We start from the raw sequence: 22,064 nt of genomic DNA on the forward strand, positions 1-22,064 counted from the left end.
ATGCTATGAAAGCAGTGAATGGAACAAATCTTGATTAGTTAGAGTGTTCTAACTCTAATTGCTCTGCTTTTTGGTAAGCTGGGTGGCTAGTCAAAAGCTTACCGTATTTAGCAATGTTAGGGTAAAGCGCAGTTGCACCGAAGTTACCAACGATTTCTACGATGAACGACATCATGAAATCGGCACCAGTGAGAGTTTCGCCTACAAGATAAGTTTTGCCTTCAAGCGCTTCGTTAACGAAGGTTAAGATCTTTTGATTTTCATCGTCTGCATAACCGCCTAGGAAGTTAGTCTCGCAGCCGTCTTTCATCACAAAGATCTTAAGCAACATTGGTAAAATACCTGAGCTTTCAGCGAAGTGAAGCCATTGTGAATATTCGACGTATTCTGCTGTACCGCGTGCTGGTGCGAACTTACCTTGACCGTATTTGTCGATTAAATATTCCGTGATAGCACCAGATTCAGTGATCACGACACCATCGTCTTCAATGACAGGAGATTTGCCCAACGGATGAACGGACTTGAGCTCTGGTGGTGCAAGGAAAGTGACACTGTCTCGTTGGTAAGGTTTGATTTGATAATCGACACCAAGCTCTTCCAGTAGCCAGATGATGCGCTTCGAACGTGATTTATTCAGGTGATGTAAAGTAATCATGATTTTACCTAGTTAACGGGTTCAGTTTATTGAATTATTTAGCTTCGTTCGTTTTGATAACAAGCTTGCCGAAGTTCTGACCGTCCAATAGGCCCATGAATGCTTGTGGCGCGTTTTCTAGGCCTTCAACTAAGTGTTCACGATAGTGCATCTTGCCTTGAGATAGCCACTCTGTCATTTGAACAGCAAACTCGTTGTAACGGTGTGCGTAGTCATCAAAGATGATGAAGCCTTGCATCTTAATTCGTTTAACCAGCAGCATCCCCATAAGGCTAGACATGCGATCTGGACCTTCAGGCAGTGATGTCGAGTTGTATTGAGAGATGAGGCCGCAAACAGGGATACGAGCGCCTGTGTTTAGAAGAGGCATGACTGCATCGAATACCTTGCCGCCAACGTTTTCAAAGTAAACGTCGATGCCGTTGTCACACGCTTTCGCCAGTTGTTCTGCGAAGTCGTCAGCTTTGTGGTCGATACATTCATCAAAGCCAAGAACCTCTTTCGCGTACTGGCACTTTTCTTGACTGCCTGCAACACCGATAACACGACAGCCTTTTAGTTTGCCGATTTGTCCAACGGTTGCGCCTACAGCACCTGTTGCTGCCGCAACGACTAGCGTGTCGCCTTCTTTAGGTTGGCCGATATCAAGCAAGCCCATGTAAGCAGTAAAACCAGGCATACCCATGATGCCCAGTGCGTAAGAAGGGTGCGTCGGTTCTTTGCCTAGTTTGATTAGGCCTTCACCGCTAGACACACCAAGATCTTGCCAACCTGTGTAAGCGAGAACCCATTCGCCAGTTTCGTAATCAGCGTGGTTTGACTCTTCAACCTGACATACGGTTGCGCCTACCATCACTTCATCAATCGCAACGGGGTCTGCGTAGGATTTAGCATCGCTCATACGACCACGCATGTATGGGTCTAGAGAAAGGTAAACTGAGCGAAGTAACATCTCGCCGTCTTTGATACTTGGCGCGGCTGCTGACTCTAAACGGAAGTTGTCTTGAGTTGGTGCGCCTACTGGGCGAGAAGCCAATACGATGCGGCGATTGTCTTGTTGAGTCATTGGATATCCTTAATATTATATTTATTCAGAATTAGACCAGTCGTCTAGTCTTGTTGTCTAAAAATCCCGCCGTCATCAAATTGATAAGAGGGCGGGTGATTTCTTTTAAGTTAAAGCAAGTAAAAGCGAATAAAGCGCATTTCGCGATATTAGCTTTCACCTTTTAAAATGCGTTCGGTTAGGCTCAAAGCCGACTGTAAGCTATGGGAGCTCTGGCTCAGCTTGCTTAATAAGCTTGCACCTAACCACATGGAGTATAGGTTCTGAGCTGCTTCTTGGTTCTCTTCAACCTTTATAGAGCCATCTTCAATACCGCCGACAATGCACTGTTCGATGGTATTCGTTACTTTCTCAGCACCCTTTAATAGCGCTTGGCGCATAGGATCAGAGAGATCAGAAACTTCCGCACTGAGTTTAACGACCAAGCATTTATGAGCATTACAGGTGCCGTTTTCGGTCTTCGCCCATAGCGAGAAATAGCTCAAGATTCGCTGATAATGATTACCTTCACCGTGTACTAAAATTGCTTCAATCTTAGTGATGTAGTTTTCAAAATAGTGCTGAATCAACGCCTCGCCAAATTGCTCTTTAGATTTAAAGTAGTGGTAAAACGAACCTTTCGGTACGTCCGCTTCTTTAAGCAACTGTGATAAGCCAACGCCATTGAAGCCGTTGTTCACTATTAATTGATAGCCGACATTTAAAATATGCAGGCGTGTGTCATTCGTTTTCTCGTTCATGGTCGGTACTATAGTTTAAATTAGACCAGTCGTCTAGTGGTGGGTTTTGAGGGTATATTTGGTCGTTGTTAAAATAGTTAAATAGTTAAATAGTTAAATAGTTAAATAGCTAAAGTGCTTTCAAATGTTCAGATATAAAAAAGCCCCAACATAGCGCGTATGTTGGGGCTTAAATCAGTCTCTTCGATTATTTGATAGAGATGAGTTCTACATCAAAAATCAGAGTCGATGATGGTGGGATAGGGCCTGAACCGCCTTTACCGTAAGCTAGAGTGCTTGGAATGAATAGACGAACTTTTTGGCCTTCAACCATGTAAGTCAAACCTTCTTGCCAGCCTTTAATTACTTGCTTAAGAGCAAATGAGATTGGCTCGCCGCGCTCAACCGAGCTATCGAAAACCGTGCCGTCAATCAAAGTGCCGTGGTAGTGAACTGTTACTTTGCTGTTCTTTGTTGGGTGCTCTGTACCTGTGCCTTCTTCAAGTACAAGGTACTGTAGGCCGCTTTCAGTCGTTACAACACCTTCTTTGGCGCCGTTCTCGATAAGGAACTGTTGACCTTGTTCGAAGTTTTCTGCACCAGACTTATGATTCGTCCAAGTACGGTAAATCATGAAACCCGCCAAAAGAAAGACAATGACCGGGATGACAAATTTAGACATAGTAAAACCTATTTATATTGAGTGCTGAATTTCGTAGTTAAAACTGAATGTGTTAATCAGTCGGCTTAAGCCGTGATTATGGTTGAGTCAAAAGGTAGTTGATCGTTTTCGCGATACCAGCAACGTCTTGGTGGCCAGCTGTCAGCACTTGGTATTTACCGTTGATGATAAAGGTTGGTACTGAGTTGATCTGACCTTTCACTGAGATCTCTTCTGCTTTTTTAACGTAGTCGAAAAGAGCGACTTGCTGTTCTTTGTTCAGTTGGTATGGGCTAACCAAACCACGAGAAGTAAACGCTGTCTCCAGCGCTTGTTGACGCTGCTCAGGTGTTGCATCTGCACCCATTTGAACGGCACCAAATAGGTCGTCCATGAACGCGTGGTCAGGCGTCGCATCAAGCTGCATCACTGCTGTGTAGTAGATCATTGCGCTGATTTGAGCGCTTTCGTTAAACGTCACGTGCATCTTGCCAATGGTTTGGTCTGTTAGAGATTCAATCTCTGGAATTGCACTTTCCATTTGACGGCAGTGACCACAGTTAAGAGAGAAGATTTCAGTGATCGGAGATAAGTTAAATTCGGTTAGAGCAGTAGGAAGCACTTCGTATTGAGCACCTTTTTGTGGCTCGTCTGTTTCACTACAACCCGCGATGATAAGTACGGCAGCGAGTGCTGTGATGAATTTAGTAAATGGTTTAAACATAATGTTTGCTCTAGCGTTGAGAAGTCGTGAGATTCTAACTATTTAGGACGAATTGGAAAACAATTATAAGGTAAATAAATGCAAACAGTTCGAACTAGCGAGTTAAGACAGTCTAGTTGACGGTTAACTGTGATCAATAGCACTTTTTTTGATGCAGGCTCTTTTGTCGAAAGTTTTCGTCTAAAGTTTTCCCCTCAGTGCCGATATAGACATTAGTGAATGATTTATCTGCATGAGTGGTTGGTGAAGTAATGAGATATTTAGCAATAATGTTAAGCATAGCTTTGGCAGGGTGTGAAACGACATTACCAACAGGTATGTTGGGCGATGATATGCTAGAAACTGCGCCGCAAACCGATTACGACTTGATGCATCCTGAATGGGGTGTGGTTCAAACGACTCATGTCGCGAGCAATCGTGGCTACACAATACAGAGCAACTCTCGTCAGCAAACAACCATTACCACCAACTATGGTCGAGGCGTATCAACCAATGATCCGCTAGAAGTTTTCCTCAGACAAAACCGTATCGATTTTGAAGTTTTACCGGGCAATCATGTAATGGTAAAGCTTGAGCAGCACGTGAACTTTAAAACAGGTTCTGCATTCCCTGAGCCTGCTTATAATCAATGGCTAGATACGCTAGGCAGCTATCTTGCTCAACGCCAAGATATTGATGTGGTCATAGAAGGGCATACTGATAATACGGGCACAGATCGAATCAACGATCCGCTTTCAGAGAAGCGCGCAAAAGAAGTGAAGGCTCGATTAGAGAGTAACTATGTGTCGAGTCGCTCCATTTATACTCGTGGCTTTGGTGAATATGTTCCAGCTTGTACCAACGCCTCTGCGCAAGGCAAGGCGTGTAACCGCCGTGTAGAATTGATGCTGATCGTAGCGAAGTAGTCGTTTGAACTTTCGTACCTCATTTGAAACGGCTTATGCTAAATAATAGACATAAAAAATCCCTCACATTTGAGGGATTTTTTGTATCTAGATTTTGTCGCTTTATTGCTTATGCAAACTGCCTTTCTAAGTAAGTCACGATATCTGAAGATTCGTACATCCACTCAGTTTTGCCGTCTTTTTCGATACGTAGACAAGGCACTTTCACACGACCGCCGCCAGCTTCAAGCTCTGCACGGTGTTGCTCGTTGTTTTTTGCATCACGAAGTTCAAATTGAACCGACTGACGTTTCATCGCGCGGCGCACTTTCACACAAAATGGGCACGCTTCGAATTGGTATAACGTGTGCGTTTTTGCTTGCTCGTTTACTTTGCTTTGCTCTTCTTGAGAACGCTTAACACCACGTGGGCTGAAAACAAAATTCAATAACAAGATGACACGACCTAAGAACCAACGGATAAACTTCATAACTCTCTCTACATATTTAAAATTAGCGTTACAATTTGCAGCATTATATACACAAGTTTTGCCAGATGCTTGCAACAAACCGCTAATATCTATTTTGTCCGTTCGATCGTGTGAGACTTAGCCACATTTAGCCCTAAACGCTTAGACAGTCGAGTCAGGTTTGCTCGGTCTGTTTTCAAAATACGGCCTGCTTGTGCCCAGTTAAAATTGGCATCTTCCAATACCTCAGTAATGATACTGCGTTGAAAATCATCTGTTGCACCGCGCAGCCCTGCAGAAAGATCGATCGTTGGTGTCGATAACGGTGTGTTCTTCACCTGTGTCGTCGCAATTGGCTGGTCTTGGTCGAGTGGACCACAATCTTCCTTGGTAATTGTCACCAGGTTTTTATTCGTGCTACGCGCCAATGCTTTCAATGCTGAACGACTGATCACGTGCTCAAGTTCACGAACGTTACCTGGCCAACCATAACGATTTAGGAAAGAAAGAACGTCAGAGCGGAACTTAACTTGGTTGATACCAAGTTTACGACGTGCTTGTTCTAAGAAGAAACCCGCTAATAGGCTGATGTCGTCACCACGATCTTTTAGTGCAGGTACTGCGATAGGGTACACACTCAGTCGGTGATATAAATCGGCTCTGAATCGCCCGTCTTCAACTTCTTGCTTTAGATCTCGGTTAGTCGCTGCCAATACTCGCACATCAATGGTTTGAATGTTGTCTTGGCCAACAGGTTGAATTTCGTTGTTTTGTAGAGCACGTAGTAGTTTACTTTGCGCGGCCAAAGGCAATTCACCAATCTCATCTAAGAACAGTGTGCCACCATCGGCTAACGCAAACTTACCTAAGCGGTTTTTGTCTGCGCCAGTAAACGCGCCACGAACGTGACCAAATAGTTCACTCTCTACCAAGTTCTCAGGAATAGCAGCACAGTTGACGTAGACCAACGGGTTACGTTTACGTTGCGATTGATGGTGCAGGGTACGAGCAACAAGCTCTTTACCAACACCAGTGTCACCATGAATCAAGATATTAAATTCAGACGGTGCGACAACGGCAATGTCGTTCTTAAGCGCGACCATGGTGTCACTGTTACCAATTAACTCGCCGCCGTCACGTTCCCAGGCTTCTACGTTCAACTCTTCCAGTAATTGCTTTGACTGTTTTGCTTGATGCTCAAGTTGCGAGAAGGTCAGTGCCATCTGCATAGTTGACGCTGCAATAGCTGCCAGCACCTCAAGGTTGCGGGCAGGAATATTCGCAAATACATCTGGTTTTAGGCTGTCCAGGGTTAGCACCCCTAACAATTTGTCACCAAACAGCAGAGGCAAACCCATGCAGGCGTGCATTGGTAGATCGCCGTCATGATCGATCAGTAAGCCATCGAAAGGATCAGGTAGCGAGCTATCAGCATCAAAACGAACAGGAGAGCGTGATGCGCAAATCTCATCAAAACGAGGGTGTTCTGAAATGATAAAGCGACGACCGAATGTATCTCGGCTGAGCCCTTGCATTGCTATAGGTACTAGCGTGTCGCCTTGAAGGCTTAAAAGCGCGACACAATCACACGTTATGGTTTTGCGAATGGCATCGATCAGGCGATTGAAACGATCTTGATCGTTCACACCACTTGCGAGGCTAATGGTCATTTCCATGAGGGTAGATGCGGAGATATCTTGCATAAAAAACTCTAACTGTGTGTGTTTATCTACATAATAGAGTCTTATTGACTTAAAAAAAAAGGTCTTTTTGACATTTTTATAAGATGTATTTTGAAAGGAAAACCAGTAATGACGGGGATTGATAAAGTTGGCACTGATTGTGCAAAAGAGACAGCGAAGCCCAATTATAGCGCTGATTAAACAGACTATTCTTGATCTCAATCAATCAGGTGGCATTAATCAGGTTTCGCGATTTTTTGAAATGAAAACGAGTCAAAATAACTCAGTTTCTAAAAATAACTCAGGTTTCAGAAAATCGATAAGTCATTCTTAATTTTTAGTAGTCAAAATGACATATAGGTCATAAGGCTCAGTGTTCGGAGTAAATTCATGCTTAACAATGCACATATCGAAATCATCAAATCTACTATCCCTCTACTTGAGAGCGCAGGCCCAGCTTTAACTCAGCACTTTTATCAACGTATGTTCACACATAACCCTGAGTTAAAAGATATCTTCAATATGACTCACCAAAGAACAGGTCGCCAAGGCGTAGCACTGTTTGAAGCTATCGCGGCTTATGCAAAGAACATTGAAAATCTAGCAGCGCTAACCACAGCAGTTGAACGCATTGCACAGAAACACACAAGCTTTAATATTCAACCAGAGCACTACCAAATTGTTGGTTTGCACCTGATTGAAACACTACGTGAATTAGCTGCTGACGCGTTTACTCCAGAAGTGGAAGAAGCATGGACAGCCGCTTACCTATTCTTAGCTCAAGTATTCATCGATCGTGAAGCTGAACTTTACCTACAGCGTAAGCAAGCTGTTGGTGGTTGGGAAGCAGCGCGTGCGTTTGTGATTGCAGACAAAGTCGAAGAGTCAGCGCTAGTAACAAGCTTCATCTTACAGCCAAAAGACGGCGGTGAAGTTCTGGATTACACACCAGGTCAATACATCGGTATTGAAGTGAAACCTGAAGGCTCTCAATACAGCGAGATTCGTCAATACTCACTGTCTGATAAGCCAAACGGCAAGCAATACCGTATTTCTGTCAAACGTGAGGGACAAGGTCAAGAGACACAAGGCGTTGTATCTAACCACCTACACGATATGGTTGCTGTTGGTGATGAAGTAAATCTTTACGCACCAGCGGGTGACTTCATGTATCAAGAGCGCAGCAAGCCAGTAACACTTATCTCTGCAGGTGTTGGTGTAACGCCGATGCAGTCTATGCTTGAGTTCCTAAATACGGAAGATAAAAACGAGCCAGTACTTTACCTTCACGCTTGTGAGAACGTAGGCCAACACTCTTTCACGACTCGTGTTAAAGACATTGTTGCCAACAAAGGTTGGGAAGCGAAAACGTGGTACATGAACAAAGACGAATCTGCATGTGAAAACACGCATCAAGGCCAAATGGATCTAGCGTCTATCTCAGACACTAAAGGCTTTGAAGAGAGTGACTTCTACATCTGTGGCCCGGTTGGTTTCATGAAGAACATCGTGGAACAACTAGACGCACTTAACGTTGATCGTTCACGCGTGCACTACGAAGTATTCGGCCCTCACGCTAACTTCTAATAGTTCTCGATAGTTCTATTAACACTCGCCTGAACTATTAACGACCTTGCCTATTCAAAAGGCCTCACATTGTGAGGCCTTTTTTGTTTGGAGGAGCGCTGAATCGAGAGGTCTCTAGAAAAGAGGGCTTGAGTTGATTAAGAACGCTTCGTCTTCTTAGACATGTAATCGGAATCAAAAAACTCAGGCCAGTACATTTTCACGTAACCACCTGCAACCCAAATCACTAGAATTGTCGCGATGGTTAGCTCAAAGAAACCAAACTTGTGTAGCCAATACCATTGTGGGTATTCCGCGCCGAAAAATGTGGTTAGACGATGCATGGCAATAGCGCTGATCACGGATGGGAAGGTGACGGCAGCAATTGAAGGTTGGAACTTCAGACGCATTAGGCGGATGTAACACAAGTAGATCAGCAGTGTCATTGTGATGGCAATGCCACCCAAAGCGCCAGTCAGAATAGGATCTGGATTATCAAAGTTGACCAAGTAAGCGGCTAAAGACAAGTTTACTGGTGCGGCCATGATTGCCAGTGTTGGTCTTGCTCTGCGTGGCAGGTTTCCTTCGAACACCAAGCGGTACAATACCACTGGCAGCATAAGGAAATAGATACCGATACAAGTGGCCGCAAGTGTTTCTGAAAATACCGTATGGCCAAACTGTGTGCCCGCTAAAGAACTGCTGATCAAACCTACCGGATACAGAAACCAACTCGGTACAATGTTTGACATTTTGAAGTTGATGATCTGAAAACCAAAGAACAATACCATCATGGTAAAGTGCAGCAATAGCGCACAGAACCAAACTGGGTAGGCGATGACTGGCGATATCTCGGCTAAGTAGTCGCACAGAATCAGCAAAGCCATGCTCATTGGTGCCATTAAGCTACCCACTAATGGGTGGCGTATGTCATTAAGGAAGGTATTAAAGCTCGTTAGATAACGGAGTAAAACAGGCAGCAATAATAGCGCACCGAATGAAGCGAGGTAGGGACGAATGATCTCACCAATGCCCGGGATATATAGCGCCCAAGCTTGTCCTAGCCCAATAACGCCAAGTGCTAAAGACGCCTGAGATGGCGGCACATTTTTTACTTGGGTTAATCTTCTCCAGTTCAACGACTTGCTCCGACTTAGTTAATTACAGAATATTGGATTATTTGCTTTAGTTAGAGCCTGTAAGTATTTCATCAATAGATTTTGAGGGCACTCAACTAATTTTGAGTGGATGATACCAAGTTTAACGTTTGCTTTTTTGATTTTGATACGGAATCGGGAGATTAAGCACGTTGAATGTGTGCTTTTGTTTCATGAGTCTTTTGTAATTAACGCACTTCCTCTTGTTGAGGCAGGTCTTGTTGTCTTAACTTCTCGTTTTTCAGCGTGCGGTTCAGTAGTTGGCTGTAAATCGGCTGACCCCCTAACATCTGCGCAATGATTACGGCACCTAGACAGGTGATGATCAACGGTAGGATAAGGTAGTAGTTATTGGTCATCTCGATAACCAGTAATATACCCGTAATTGGTGCACGCACGGTTGCAGCAAATAAAGCGCCCATACCTGCAATCGCAAACATGCCCGGCTCGATATTCAGTTCAGGAAAGAATGCCGCGGCGATAAGCCCAAATGCGTAACCAAAGAGTGTGCCGAGTGCAAGCATCGGCGCAAAGATACCGCCCGGAGCACCAGAGCCAAAACAAAGCAAAGTGGTGATAACACGCCCTAGAAAGATCAGTAGCAATATGTTGGTGCTGTAGCTGCCATTAGTGATATTCGGGATGATACCAATACCACCGCCAGTCAATTCCGGGATATAAAGCAGCAACAAGCCAAAACAGCCACCAAGCAGGGTTCCGGTTATCAAGTAGCGTTTGCGGTCGTTCTTATGTATTGCCACAAACATATCTTGCGAAAGTGTTATTAGCTTATTGAAGATCACGCCAAATACGCCGAACAACACGCCAAGTAATAGGAACAACCACAGTGCACTCAGTTCAGGCGGTTGGTATTGAGGCATTGTGATAACGGCAGATTGGCCATTGATCGAACGAAATACAATGTTGGCTGAGATTGCAGAGATGATGACGGCTTTGATTGAAATGAGTGAGTAGCGAAATTGTGGTCGCATCTCTTCAACAACGAACATAATCCCAGCCAATGGAGCATTGAACGCAGCAGCCAAACCGCCAGCCGCACCAGAAGCGAGCAGTGAATGTCGAGTATCGTCATCTTTCACTCGGAATATGTCAGTCACCATACGTCCGATGCTTCCGCCCATTTGCACGGTAGGCCCTTCACGACCTAACACCATGCCAGAGCCTAACGCGCCCATACCACCAAAGAATTTCACAGGAAGTACTCGCCACCAACGAACAGGTCGCATCCCGTCCATCGCGCCTTCTATTTCAGGGATACCTGAGCCGGCAGCTTCTGGAGCGAAACGGTGAACGAGGAAATAGCCAATGAAAGCGAATGCAGCACTAATAAGGAAAGCCGCAAGCCAAAGTGGTAAATAGCTACCGATTTCATCTTTCAGCCAATCGGTACGAGTTTCTGTGATGAAATGAACCGCAACCTCGAAATAGGTGCCCACCACGCCAGCAAGGATACCGACAATGCAAGAAAGGAAAAGTACTGAAGCGGGTGTTTTGTCTCTAGAGAGAAATTGGTTGATAGCATCCCTTGGCATTTTTGCTAAAAGGGATTGCTTAATTCTCTCTCTATTGGTCATTTAAGTTTGGTTCCTGAGTTGATGCGGGGAGGGCCTTAGTAAATTATACGCCTCCTCTGCATATCCTATAGCAGCAAAGATGCAAAGTTGAATTTCATTTATGAAAGAAGTGTATTACATAAATGGAATGTATGGACAATATAGTGGAATCGCCGTCACAGTTTTGATCGATTCTCAGGTAGCAACTTGTATTACGCCAAAAATGAACCATAGTTAAATCGTAAAGCAACATAACGAACCGCAAGGAGAAGTGAGGTTTTACACACAATTTGGATGGATTCAGAAACAAAGTTTTTAGTTCCTCGTTAAATGTTCAGGTCGATATTTAAGGCTTCCTGATTCGCGAACTCACGATTGAGTAACGAGGGTGAGGCGTACTGACAAGTACGCCTTTAGTCCGTCTGGAGCATCCAAAATTCTGCTTTTCACTTCAATTATCTATTTATCTGCTCAAAGTCTTTACACTTCGTTAAGCACTGTATCTCTGTTAATCAGCTTAACCCTCTATTTAGTTAACCCATTCTTCTGCTCGCCAATCTGAGTATAAACAAGCGATTGGGGTCAACTTTTTGGTAATTGAGTATATACTCCCTTAAAAAGGAGAACTGATATGACTAAAAAAGTTCCTACAAACATCATTACGGGTTTCTTGGGTGTTGGTAAAACGACAGCCATTTTGAATCTGCTTAAAAACAAACCTGAGAATGAAAACTGGGCTGTTCTGGTTAATGAGTTCGGTGAGATCGGCATAGATGGCGCATTGATGACGGACCAAGGTGCTTTGATTAAAGAAGTGCCGGGCGGTTGCATGTGTTGTACAGCGGGTGTACCTATGTCTGTAGGTATTAATGCTTTACTTCGCCAAAAGCCAGACCGCTTGTTGATTGAGCCAACAGGCCTTGGTCACCCTAAACAAGTGATTGCGACGCTGACTTCTGAGCAATACACGCCATACGTTGATCTCAAAGCGACGCTTGGTTTGGTTGACCCACGAAATCTATCCAATGAAAAGTACACGTCGAATCAGAATTTCAATGATCAACTAGACAGTGCCGATGTGATTCTTGGTACTAAGGTTGACCTTGTTCATTCTGAAGACATCGATGTGTTTAATGATTGGGTGACGGATCAAACGCCGGCCAAAGTCTTCCATAAGCTAATTCATGATGGTGAAGTGCCATTGGAAGTGTTGGACATTGAAAGAGTGTATGGCAGTGCTTCATCTCATCTTGAAGCGCACCATCACGATCACGCTGACCAAGAACCTCAATTCCAACTTCCTCCCGGTGAAGCTTTCATCCGTAAAGAGAATAAAGGGCAGGGCTACTTTAGTTGTGGTTGGTTGTTTGGAGCAGAGCATAAGTTCGACTTCGATGCGCTATTCTCAATGTTGTCGGATCTAACGGCTGAGCGTGTAAAAGCCGTAGTGAACACCGACCAAGGTTGCTACGCATTTAATGTGGCGAATCAAGTTGTATCTGTGAACGAAATTACGCTTGATGGTTTTGAATCTCGATTGGAAGTGATCGACTCACAACTCATGCCGTGGGGCGATCTCGAGCAGATTCTACTCAAGCTGTGTGGCATCAAATAGCCTCATTTTTGCTGTTTGAACCAATGAACTCGGTGTTTACTTCGTTTAAGGCGGGGTAAACACCAGATTAAATGAGAAAGTTTGCGTTATATCACGATAAATGTGAGATAAATCACTCTAATTACTTTATAGTGCTCGGCTGAAATAAGAATGTAGGCTGTCTGCTTAAGGAACCCGTAACAATGTCATTTTCCTCTCAAGGTTTTGCTCCTGAATTAGTCAAAGCGTTGACTGAGTGTGGTTATGAAAAACTCACTCCAATTCAACAAAAAGCGATTCCAATGGCTCGTAAAGGCCATGATATTTTTGCTACTGCTCAAACCGGTACGGGTAAAACAGCGGCATTTTCATTGCCTGTTATCCAACACCTTTTGAACAGCGGTAAAAAGGCGTCTAGAGGAACGGCTCGCGGCCTTATTCTTGCTCCAACTCGTGAGCTTGCTGCACAGATCGCTCAAAACATTAAAGACTACGTTAAATACACGGATCTAAGCGTTTCTGCGGTTTACGGTGGTAACAAGATGTCTTCACAAGTTCGTCAACTAGAACTGGGTGTCGATATTCTTGTTGCAACGCCTGGCCGTTTAGAAGAGCACTTAGAAGCGGGTAACGTGTCTATTGCTAACCTAGAATTCTTAGTATTTGATGAAGCTGACCGTATCCTTGATATGGGCTTTATCAATGCCGTTCGCAAGATCATGTTGGATGTTGAGACCTCTCCACAAATCATGATGTTTTCTGCAACGACTTCAACTCAGTTAAACCAATTGTCTGTTGATATTCTACGTAAACCAAAACGTATCAGTGTTGAGCGTGAAAACTCAACGGCTGCAACTGTTGGTCACGTGGTTTACCCAGTGGATCAAGAACGTAAAACTGAACTGCTTTCTGAGCTTATTGGCCGTAAAAACTGGCGCCAAGTGCTTGTGTTTGTGAACTACAAAGAAACAGCGAACGATGTCGTTAAAGAGCTTAAGCTAGACGGTATTAAAGCGGTACTTTGTCACGGTGATAAAGCGCAAAGCGCTCGTCGTCGTGCTTTAGACGATTTTAAAGAAGGCAGAGCGCGTGTCATGGTAGCAACAGACGTTGCGGCTCGTGGTCTTGATATCGAAGACTTACCACACGTAATTAACTACGATATGCCTTTCCTTGCGGAAGATTACGTTCACCGTATTGGTCGTACAGGTCGTGCTGGTAAACAAGGTCATGCAATCTCTTTCGTTAACCGTGAAGAAGAACTGACTGTTGTTCAAGTAGAAAAACTGATTCAACAGCGTATTCGCCGTGTCGAACAACCGGGTTATGAACCGAAGAAACGTGATGCTTACATCGAGAAGCTGAACACTAAGTCGGCTTACAAAAACCGCCAAGGTCGTAAGAACAACGCGAACGAAGAGCCTCAAGATCAAGCAAGCGCAGAACGCCGTTTGACTATGATGAAGCGAATTAAAAACCGTCGTAAGTAAAATTACGGTTGGTACTGAAAAAGAGCCACTGTATTGTGGCTCTTTTTCGTTGTGTCGCTAAATACAAGGTCGCTCCTTACAAAGACAACTCAACAAGCTGAACACTCAAATAAAAATAAGTCGATAAGGTAATAATATGGATAGCGCGCTACTTTGGGCTTTTATTCCCACGTTTTTCTTTGTATCAATCACGCCCGGTATGTGTATGACCTTGGCGTTAACACTGGGCATGAGCATCGGTTACAAGCGTACATTATGGATGATGGTCGGTGAGCTGGCTGGCGTCGCGGTAGTTTCAGTGGCCGCAGTATTAGGTATCGCGTCTATTATGCTGAATTACCCATGGCTATTTACAGGCTTCAAGTTTGTGGGTGCAGGGTACTTGTTCTACTTGGGTGTTCAGATGTGGCGTTCAAGAGGAAAACTGGCGATCAGTACTGATAATCAAACAACCAAAGTCAGCAATGATTGGGACTTGGTGGTTCAAGGCTTTGTTACTGCGATTGCAAACCCGAAAGGCTGGGCGTTTATGATTTCTCTGCTGCCTCCTTTTATCAACAGCAGTAAAGATTTAGCACCTCAGTTGATGATTCTGGTTTCTATTATCTTAGCTTCTGAATTTGTTTGCATGACTCTGTACGCGACAGGTGGAAAGAGCTTAAAACATATGCTGGGCAAAGCCGATAACGTTAAGTTAATGAACCGCATTGCGGGCACCTTGATGATGGGCGTGGGTGTGTGGTTGTTCGTGAGTTAATTCTGAGCATCGACAACGAGTCGTTTACGAAGTCACGGGTTCTCTGTTGAATCGAAGAACTGACCGAATATAAAAAGAGCGATAGGGCATTTAACCTTATCGCTCTTTTTGATTCTACTTAGCTAGGTAACGGAAACTAGATAACCGAAGTGTTTCTAATCTTAGTTAGCCTAAGTATTAAACAGCTATTTCACCGCCGTCTTCACGACGAATCACAACGGTAGATGCTCGTGGGCGAACATTGCCTTGAGTTTGAGCTGTTGCATCTTCAGACGATGGCCAGTTTGCAGGGTGTTGAATGTTCACAAATAGTGATTTGAAATCTGGGCTAATGGTAAAGCCCGTAACTTCACAACCGTTTGGACCCACAAAGAAGCGTTTAAGCTGTGCCTGGTTGTTTGCATCAATCACCGCGCTGTTGCCTTTGTCGTCCGTTAACTGAGATGGAACTACTGCCAGCATTTGGTCGTTGGTGTACCCAGTAACTTCGTCTGCACCGTTATCTGTCTGAATCCACAAAATGCCACGAGCATCAAACGCTAAGCCGTCAGGGCTCGCGAATTGGTTCATGTCTGTTAGTCCTGAGCGGTTGATAGATTTATCTTCCACTGCTGGAGAGCCGAATACAAAGATATCCCAATCGAATTCGCCAGCCGTTTTACCTTCATCCCAGCGGATAACATGACCAAACTTGTTGTTTACGCGAGGGTTCGCTGAATTGGCTTCTTTGCGCTTATTGTTGTTCGTTAGCGTTAAGTAAGCCGTACCTGTCATTGGGTCTACAGAGCACCATTCAGGACGATCCATTGGCGTTGCGCCTACAAGGTCGGCTGCGCCTGCGGTATTAACGATAAGTGCGGCTTGAGAGTCATATGAATCACCTAGCTTGCCGCCGTTTGTGGTTTTGCTGCTGAGTGTTAATGGTAACCATGTACCTGAACCGTCGTCGTTGAACTTAGCGACGTAAAGCGTGCCTTTGTCCATGTATTTGTCGCCCGCGCTTAGGCGGTTGCTTGGCTCAGCGTCACGCGGGTCCCATTTTGCTTCAGAAACAAATTTGTAGAGGTATTCGAAACGAGAATCGTGGCCAGAGTAGAATACGATCGGTTCTCCTTCGGTCAACTTACCAAATGTACAGCCTTCGTGACGGAAACAACCCAGTGCAGAACGTTTTTTAGCGCGAGAGTTTGCTGTGTATGGGTCGATTTCAACAATGTAGCCGTGACCGTGTGCTTCATTACGGTAATCGTCCATTGGTGAATCAGCGGTTGGTGTTACATCAAAACGTGCGAACTCATCCAAGCGTTCTTGTTTGTCACCAGAAAGTGTGTCCCAACCGTAGCGAGTTTTGTCAGTAGCGATACCGATACGTTCTTGAGCTGGTGTCGTTGTACCTTTATTGACGAAGTAACCTGGCCAGTTCTCTTCACAAGTTAGGTAAGTGCCCCAAGGTGTGTAGCCGTTGCCACAGTTATTCAATGTTCCACGAGCTTGGCTACCGTCTTGTGAGAATTTGGTTTTGGTAAACTCACTGTGAGCGACAGGGCCAGACAGGTCCATCACAGTTGCGCCTGTGTAGCGACGGTTAAGTGGATCGTTATCGACTATTACCCATTGATTGCCTTCAAGCTTAACGCGAACCACACTCACGCCGTGTGCGTTGATCTCTTTACGTACTTCATCAATGTTAGGACGAGCGCCTTCATTGTATGTAGGGCCATTAGCGTGCAGGGCTTTTTGGTCAATGTATTCGTGGTTGATCACCAACAAACCGTCATTGCTGTTGCCGTCGAGTGGGAAGAAGTGCATGCCATCGTGGTGCATTCCCAGTGCGTTGGCTTGGTCTTGTGCGTTGTTTGTACCGTCTTTTAACCAAGCATTACCTTGCTTGTTAAGTGGCGTACCCCAAGGAACAAGCACTTGTGCTGTGTAACCTTTCGGTACGACAACACTGTCAGTCAATGAGCCTTTAACCGATTCAAACGCTAGAGTCGCGGTGCTTTTCTGCGCGCCTGTTGCTTGCATTGTTGCGGCGTTAGCTGTGCTGTGACCCGCTAAACCAAACGCGCCAAAAGCGGTCATTGCACTGATGCCTAAACCGCCTTTTAATACATTTCTTCTTGAAAGATTTGCATCTAGAACTTCTTCGAAGGGTTTGTTTTTACTCTTGTTAAAACGAGTGCTATCAAATGTTTCCTTGCTCATCGCGACTGCTTCCTATTGGCTGACTTTATTATTCGTTATTTATGACTTACCCGCCTACTAGGGCGTGTTGACCTTTTGCGGTTAAATTTTGTTCGAGATAAAAGCGTCTTAATCGCGGCGAGGGGGAAGTAGCCTAGTCATTCTAAGCAAATCCTCCTCAACAAAGAGTAAAACGCTTTTAGCCGAACCCTTCGGGCAGCGTTTGCTGGTCATTTCTACTGCGTTATCGGCTTCTCATGTAGGCTAGCTACACATCGAAGCCTCTGCCTTGTATAAATACCCAGCAACTCGCTGCAAAAATCAGCTCAAAAGATCAACACGCCCTAATTAATTGGTTAATAAGTTGGGTAAATGTGTGACCAATCGTGAAGCAGTTAAGTGACAGATTTTTATAGTTTTCATTAAGCTTTTGTTTCTGTAGCACGATTTTTGCCATAACACTTCTCATGCAAGACAAAACACTTGGGGATTGGGTTAGAACTGTGTATAAATGCTTAATCAAATGAAAAGAGAGACAGTTATGAAATTAGATAAAATCGAAAACAAAAATCGTCGCCTACGCAAAAAGCTATACCTAGGTGAATTCGCGATTCTGGGTTTTGAAGTAAGCTGCAAGACATCGATTACTGATTTTGATCAATACGATGTGTTCATTGACGAGTTCATCGATTTCATCGACAGCATCGGTCTGTGCTTTGGTGGCGGTGGTCTTGAGCTGTTTGAAGGTTTCTTATGCTCTATTGAGCGCTACCGTTCAGTGACAGAAGCAGAGCAACTGCAAGTTGCACAATGGCTTGAAGCGCGTGCTGAAGTAACGAAAGTTGAAGTAAGCGAGCTTATTGACGCAAACTACGCGTTCTAAATTGATGTTGTTCTGTTAGCTTTGCTTAGAGGTCTATACGACTTTTAGAACGAGCAACAATACACAAAAACAGAGGCCGAATCGGTATGTCGATTCGGCCTTTTTGCGTTTTCTTCCTTTCATATTCTTTTTTTATGTTTCCCTTTTGCTTTGTGAGGCGACTAATTTCTCTTAAATATCAGTGCTCTATGGCTACTTATCTGGGCTGTAATAAGTTTGGATAAACTTGTGAGACTTTTATGAGAATTCAATGAAGTTGCTGATAGATTTGATCGCCATTCTTAGAGTCAACAACACCACTGTTCGTGGCTGACTAGATAACACGTCTTTCGATGTTATTGATTCGCCAGTCACGAAAGGACTCGATAAAGGATGGAATCAAAATGAATAAACGTACTCAAATCAGCTTAGTGATTGGCTCAGCGATGTTCGCTTTTGGGGCTGTTCAAGCTCAGGCAGCCCAGCTTGAGGTGACTGTCACCAATGCCACAAAAGGGATCTACTTTACGCCAATCTTGGCTGCGGCTCATGATTCAAGCTTGTTCATGTTTAGAACGGGGGAGGCAGCTTCTGCTGAGTTGGAATCCATGGCGGAAGGTGGCGATATTTCAGGTCTATCTAGTGTTATTGCTAACGCGGGCGGCGTGGTGGTTGAGAATCCAGCAGCCGGAATTCTCAATCCAGGCGTCGCAACTACGTTTGATATCGATACGGGTGATTTAGCTTACTTGTCACTCGGCGCGATGTTGTTGCCGACCAATGATGGCTTTGTTGGATTAGACAGTTGGAAGATCCCAACTCAAGCGGGCACCTACAAAGCCACACTCAATGGTTATGACGCAGGTACAGAAGCCAATGATGAGTTGGCAGGCAGTATGCCAAATCCTCCCTTTATTACCTTTGGTGCTGGTGGTACTGGTGTAGAGACTGCCGTGTCTAACACTAAGGTTCATATTCATCCGGGTAACATTGGTGATAGTGACGCGGCGGGCGGTATAAGTGACCTCGATAGCAGTAGTCATCGTTGGTTAAACCCTGTTGCAACTATCACCATTGTTGTGAAGTAAGGGGGATGTATGAAAGCTAGAATTCTATTTATCGCTGCCTCTGTTGCCGTGTTAGCCGGTTGTCCTGATGATGACGATTATTACTATCGCTATGATGTGAGTGTTACTAACCTCACGCCCAACCAACCTATGTCGCCACTTACAGTGCTGACGCACAACACCAGTTTTGATCTGTTTGAAATCGGGCAAAGTGCTTCCGTTGACCTTGAATACTTAGCTGAAGGCGGCAGCAATGCTGAACTTATCGCGCTTAGAGACAGCGACGCTAATGTCTATCAAGGCATCTCGGGCAATGGGCTAATTCTTTCGGGTGAGCAAGACACGGTGTCTATTCGTGTCGACCCAAATCAAGAGGAATATATCTCAGTTGCCTCTATGTTGGTGAACACCAATGATGCGTTTGTTGGTGAATCTGGTTTATCGCTGAAATCTTTGGCGGTGGGCGACACGTTCGTTATGAACATGAATGTGTGGGATTCAGGAACTGAGCTCAACGATGAGCTTGCTGCAACCATTCCGGGACCAGCAGGCGGTGGTGAGGGCTTTAATACCACACGAGACGACACCGATGTAGTGAGTTTTCATCCTGGTGTCATTAGCCAAGATGATGGTCTTGCGACCTCCGTATTAAGTGGCAACCATCGTTTCCTTAACCCCGGTGCGCGAATTACCATCACTCGCACTGAGTAACTAGTTGAACACACGATGAAAGAATTCCTGCTCTGTTCCGGTCAATTGAAAAGTGGGCAGACTCAGAATAGAGCAGGGATAATGAATAGTGCTGCGGTAAATTTGATGGCAAACATATTGCTGGTCGAAGACGACGTTGATTTGGCCGAGCTGGTGCAGATGCACCTCAAGTTCCAAGGGCATGATGTTGTAAGAACCAATTCAATTGAAAAGGCTCAAGCGTTATATCAGGGAAGCCAGTTTGATTTGATCGTGCTTGATCGAGGCTTACCTGATGGCGACGGTCTTGATTTCTGTCGATTGCTACGTCAGCAAGAAGACTGGGCGCCTGTGTTGATGCTTACAGCTAGAGACACTGAGCTAGATAAGGTCTTAGGCTTAGAAGCAGGGGTCGATGACTACATTACCAAGCCTTTCAGCGTTCTTGAGTTTCAAGCTCGAGTAAGGAATATACTGCGTCGCTTAAGTCACTCTGAAGCAATAGTGAAAGATCCGCAGTCAACCGAATCCGTAATGAGTTTTGGCAGGCTTACCATTCAACCTGAGCGTCATCAGGTTTCATTAAATAATCAAGATGTCCCACTTACCGCAACCGAGTTTACGTTACTTCACTTTTTAGCTACCCGACCGGGGCGCGTCTATAGCAAAGACGAGCTGCTCAATCACGTTTGGAATACCGATCATTCTGGGTATCACCACACGGTGTGTAGCACCGTTAACCGTTTGAGAACTAAGTTGGCCGTGCCGAATAGCGACGATGACTTCATCAAAACCGTGTGGGGTGTGGGCTATAAGTTCGAATCGAAAGTTTAGGGTTATGTGTCGCATCTTAAGCTTAAGAGGCATCGAGGAGAGAGCATGAGTTTCAAATCGCGTTTAGTGCTGTTTACCAGTTTGTGGTTTCTGCTCGTGAGTGTGGTTATCGCCTATACCTATCATTGGCAAAAAGAGACTATAGAACAAAGAACTAAGCAGAGCTTACATAAAGATCTCGCGCAGCACATGCGTGATGATAATCCTCTGATGATTGGCACGGACTACAACCCGAAAGCACTCAAATCCATATTTCATACCTTGATGTTGATTGGTCCCGATTTCGACATCTACTTTCTCGACAGTCAGGGCAATATCACGACACACGCCGCACCAGAGGGCACTGTGTTGGCAAACCAGATAGACTTAGCACCCATTAAACAATTCTTAAATGACGAGCCTTATCCGATTCTGGGTGAAGACCCGATTAACCCTGAATCTCGTAAGGTATTCTCTGTTGCTGCGATTGAAGAGTTGGGTTCTACGGTGGGGTATCTGTATGTGTTGATTGGCAGTAACCGCCATACCGTCATTGCCAATTCACAAGTCGATACGCCTTATATGGCGCTAGCCGGGCTTATGCTGATCTCTATCTTAGGCTTTGCGATTGGCGCTTACCTGCTCGTAAAACGTAGCCTGTTGAACCCTATTGAAGAGGTTACCAATAAGCTACAACAGCAAGCAGAGCAAGATTTCCGCCTCGACCCCAACTTCATACATCAAGTACCGGAGTTGGTGCCGATCGCACGCTCTTATCAGTTGATGGCGAAACACATTCAGCAGCAATTCTTACAGCTTGAGTATCAGTCTTCACATCGTAGACAAAGTTTATTGCAACTGAGCCATGATTTGAAAACACCGTTATCAAGTGTGTTGGGTTACTTAGAAACATGGAAGATCCAAAACCCTCAATCGGATTCACTGATTGATGTCGCGTATCGCAATGGTAATAAACTGTCTGAACAATTGCATTCACTGCTCGACAGTGCCAAACATGACAATCCTGTCTACGCATCGATAGATTTGAATGGGTTGCTTAGCGAGTGCTTAGAAACGATTCAGAGTCAGTACCGCCATAAAGATGTCGAACTTAAGGTTGATATACCTGATGGAGTAAAAGCAGCTGGTGACAATGACTTGCTTGAAAGGTTGATTTTGAACTTACTAGACAATGCGTTGAGGCATAGCCCAACTGGAACAGTAGTTTCACTGAGTGTTGATTTAGAACCGGATTCGAAGCGGGTGAAGGTGGTGATTCAAAATGAGGTGGAGCAGGAAGCACCGAATGGTTCATTGGGAATAGGAACCAAGATCGTGCAGTCTATACTGATGTTGCATCACAGTGTGCTAGAAACAACAAAGGCAGAGAACTCATTTCAGCAAAGCTTTTACTTGCCTTCGGTATAGTTCTGTCTGCCTTTGGTTTAGC

Annotated in this window: 20 protein-coding genes; 10 read left to right on the forward strand and 10 right to left on the reverse strand. The window is 44.7% G+C overall.

Annotation, left to right across the window (positions count from 1 at the left end; translation table 11 throughout):
• Positions 1-34 precede the first annotated feature (34 nt).
• The 5 genes from BCU34_RS19460 to BCU34_RS19480 all read right to left on the reverse strand — a co-directional run bounded on the left by BCU34_RS19460 (position 35) and on the right by BCU34_RS19480 (position 3,825).
• The gene (locus BCU34_RS19460; protein WP_102433485.1) at positions 35-655 is read right to left on the reverse strand and encodes a glutathione S-transferase family protein; all 621 of its coding nucleotides are present in this window, start codon (positions 653-655) and stop codon (positions 35-37) included.
• Positions 656-689: 34 nt separating this feature from the next.
• Positions 690-1,721, reverse strand: a complete 1,032-nt coding sequence (locus tag BCU34_RS19465; protein WP_102478538.1) for an NADP-dependent oxidoreductase — start codon at positions 1,719-1,721, stop codon at positions 690-692.
• 149 nt (positions 1,722-1,870) lie between these two features.
• The gene (locus BCU34_RS19470) at positions 1,871-2,461 is read right to left on the reverse strand and encodes a TetR/AcrR family transcriptional regulator (RefSeq protein ID WP_102530300.1); all 591 of its coding nucleotides are present in this window, start codon (positions 2,459-2,461) and stop codon (positions 1,871-1,873) included.
• Positions 2,462-2,648: 187 nt separating this feature from the next.
• Positions 2,649-3,122 carry an FKBP-type peptidyl-prolyl cis-trans isomerase gene (locus tag BCU34_RS19475; RefSeq protein WP_050634254.1) on the reverse strand — a complete coding sequence of 158 codons (474 nt, stop codon included), beginning with the start codon at positions 3,120-3,122 and terminating at the stop codon, positions 2,649-2,651.
• A 76-nt stretch (positions 3,123-3,198) separates the two neighbouring features.
• Positions 3,199-3,825, reverse strand: coding sequence for a thioredoxin domain-containing protein (locus BCU34_RS19480; RefSeq protein WP_102433487.1), 627 nt, complete (start codon positions 3,823-3,825; stop codon positions 3,199-3,201).
• Positions 3,826-4,094: 269 nt separating this feature from the next.
• Here BCU34_RS19480 and BCU34_RS19485 point away from each other — a divergent pair, with 269 nt between their 5' ends.
• Positions 4,095-4,730 carry an OmpA family protein gene (locus BCU34_RS19485; RefSeq protein ID WP_102478539.1) on the forward strand — a complete coding sequence of 212 codons (636 nt, stop codon included), beginning with the start codon at positions 4,095-4,097 and terminating at the stop codon, positions 4,728-4,730.
• 109 nt (positions 4,731-4,839) lie between these two features.
• Here the strand turns inward: BCU34_RS19485 and BCU34_RS19490 are convergent, their stop codons facing one another.
• Entirely contained in the window at positions 4,840-5,199 is a 360-nt protein-coding gene (locus BCU34_RS19490; RefSeq protein ID WP_102478540.1) for a glutaredoxin family protein, read from the reverse strand.
• A gap of 89 nt (positions 5,200-5,288) precedes the next feature.
• Entirely contained in the window at positions 5,289-6,881 is a 1,593-nt protein-coding gene (norR, locus tag BCU34_RS19495) for a nitric oxide reductase transcriptional regulator NorR (RefSeq protein WP_102478541.1), read from the reverse strand.
• 369 nt (positions 6,882-7,250) lie between these two features.
• Here norR and hmpA point away from each other — a divergent pair, with 369 nt between their 5' ends.
• A complete protein-coding gene (gene hmpA / locus BCU34_RS19500) occupies positions 7,251-8,447 on the forward strand; it encodes an NO-inducible flavohemoprotein (protein ID WP_048660056.1) in 1,197 nt (398 codons plus the stop codon).
• A gap of 137 nt (positions 8,448-8,584) precedes the next feature.
• On the opposite strand, the gene BCU34_RS19505 is transcribed toward hmpA, so the two are convergent.
• On the reverse strand, positions 8,585-9,565 hold the full coding sequence (locus BCU34_RS19505) for a TDT family transporter (protein ID WP_170960847.1): 981 nt from the start codon (positions 9,563-9,565) through the stop codon (positions 8,585-8,587).
• Between the two features lie 206 nt (positions 9,566-9,771).
• Positions 9,772-11,178: a H(+)/Cl(-) exchange transporter ClcA gene (gene clcA, locus BCU34_RS19510; protein ID WP_048660058.1), complete on the reverse strand. Its 1,407-nt coding sequence runs from the start codon at positions 11,176-11,178 to the stop codon at positions 9,772-9,774.
• Positions 11,179-11,788: 610 nt separating this feature from the next.
• On the opposite strand from clcA, the gene BCU34_RS19515 reads away from it, so the two are divergent.
• From BCU34_RS19515 to BCU34_RS19525, 3 genes are all read left to right on the forward strand, one after another.
• Positions 11,789-12,772, forward strand: coding sequence for a CobW family GTP-binding protein (locus tag BCU34_RS19515; RefSeq protein ID WP_048660059.1), 984 nt, complete (start codon positions 11,789-11,791; stop codon positions 12,770-12,772).
• 182 nt (positions 12,773-12,954) lie between these two features.
• A complete protein-coding gene (locus BCU34_RS19520) occupies positions 12,955-14,241 on the forward strand; it encodes a DEAD/DEAH box helicase (protein WP_019821956.1) in 1,287 nt (428 codons plus the stop codon).
• Between the two features lie 136 nt (positions 14,242-14,377).
• Positions 14,378-14,998 (forward strand): LysE family translocator, encoded by a 621-nt coding sequence (locus tag BCU34_RS19525; RefSeq protein ID WP_048662612.1) that lies wholly within the window; start codon positions 14,378-14,380, stop codon positions 14,996-14,998.
• 177 nt (positions 14,999-15,175) lie between these two features.
• Here the strand turns inward: BCU34_RS19525 and BCU34_RS19530 are convergent, their stop codons facing one another.
• The gene (locus BCU34_RS19530) at positions 15,176-17,203 is read right to left on the reverse strand and encodes a PhoX family protein (protein WP_102478543.1); all 2,028 of its coding nucleotides are present in this window, start codon (positions 17,201-17,203) and stop codon (positions 15,176-15,178) included.
• A gap of 520 nt (positions 17,204-17,723) precedes the next feature.
• Between BCU34_RS19530 and BCU34_RS19535 the strand changes: the two genes are divergently transcribed.
• The 5 genes from BCU34_RS19535 to BCU34_RS19555 all read left to right on the forward strand — a co-directional run bounded on the left by BCU34_RS19535 (position 17,724) and on the right by BCU34_RS19555 (position 22,042).
• Complete coding sequence (locus BCU34_RS19535) at positions 17,724-18,065, forward strand: YggL family protein (RefSeq protein ID WP_057623238.1); 342 nt, start codon at positions 17,724-17,726, stop codon at positions 18,063-18,065.
• Positions 18,066-18,448: 383 nt separating this feature from the next.
• Positions 18,449-19,132 carry a spondin domain-containing protein gene (locus BCU34_RS19540; protein WP_102478544.1) on the forward strand — a complete coding sequence of 228 codons (684 nt, stop codon included), beginning with the start codon at positions 18,449-18,451 and terminating at the stop codon, positions 19,130-19,132.
• A 9-nt stretch (positions 19,133-19,141) separates the two neighbouring features.
• A complete protein-coding gene (locus tag BCU34_RS19545; protein WP_102478545.1) occupies positions 19,142-19,822 on the forward strand; it encodes a spondin domain-containing protein in 681 nt (226 codons plus the stop codon).
• Between the two features lie 81 nt (positions 19,823-19,903).
• Positions 19,904-20,635, forward strand: coding sequence for a response regulator transcription factor (locus tag BCU34_RS19550; RefSeq protein WP_102478546.1), 732 nt, complete (start codon positions 19,904-19,906; stop codon positions 20,633-20,635).
• A gap of 45 nt (positions 20,636-20,680) precedes the next feature.
• Positions 20,681-22,042 (forward strand): sensor histidine kinase, encoded by a 1,362-nt coding sequence (locus BCU34_RS19555; RefSeq protein WP_102478547.1) that lies wholly within the window; start codon positions 20,681-20,683, stop codon positions 22,040-22,042.
• Positions 22,043-22,064 lie beyond the last annotated feature (22 nt).

Source organism: Vibrio sp. 10N.286.45.E10 (genome assembly GCF_002874195.2).
In the GTDB taxonomy this organism is placed as follows: Bacteria; Pseudomonadota; Gammaproteobacteria; order Enterobacterales; family Vibrionaceae; genus Vibrio; species Vibrio crassostreae.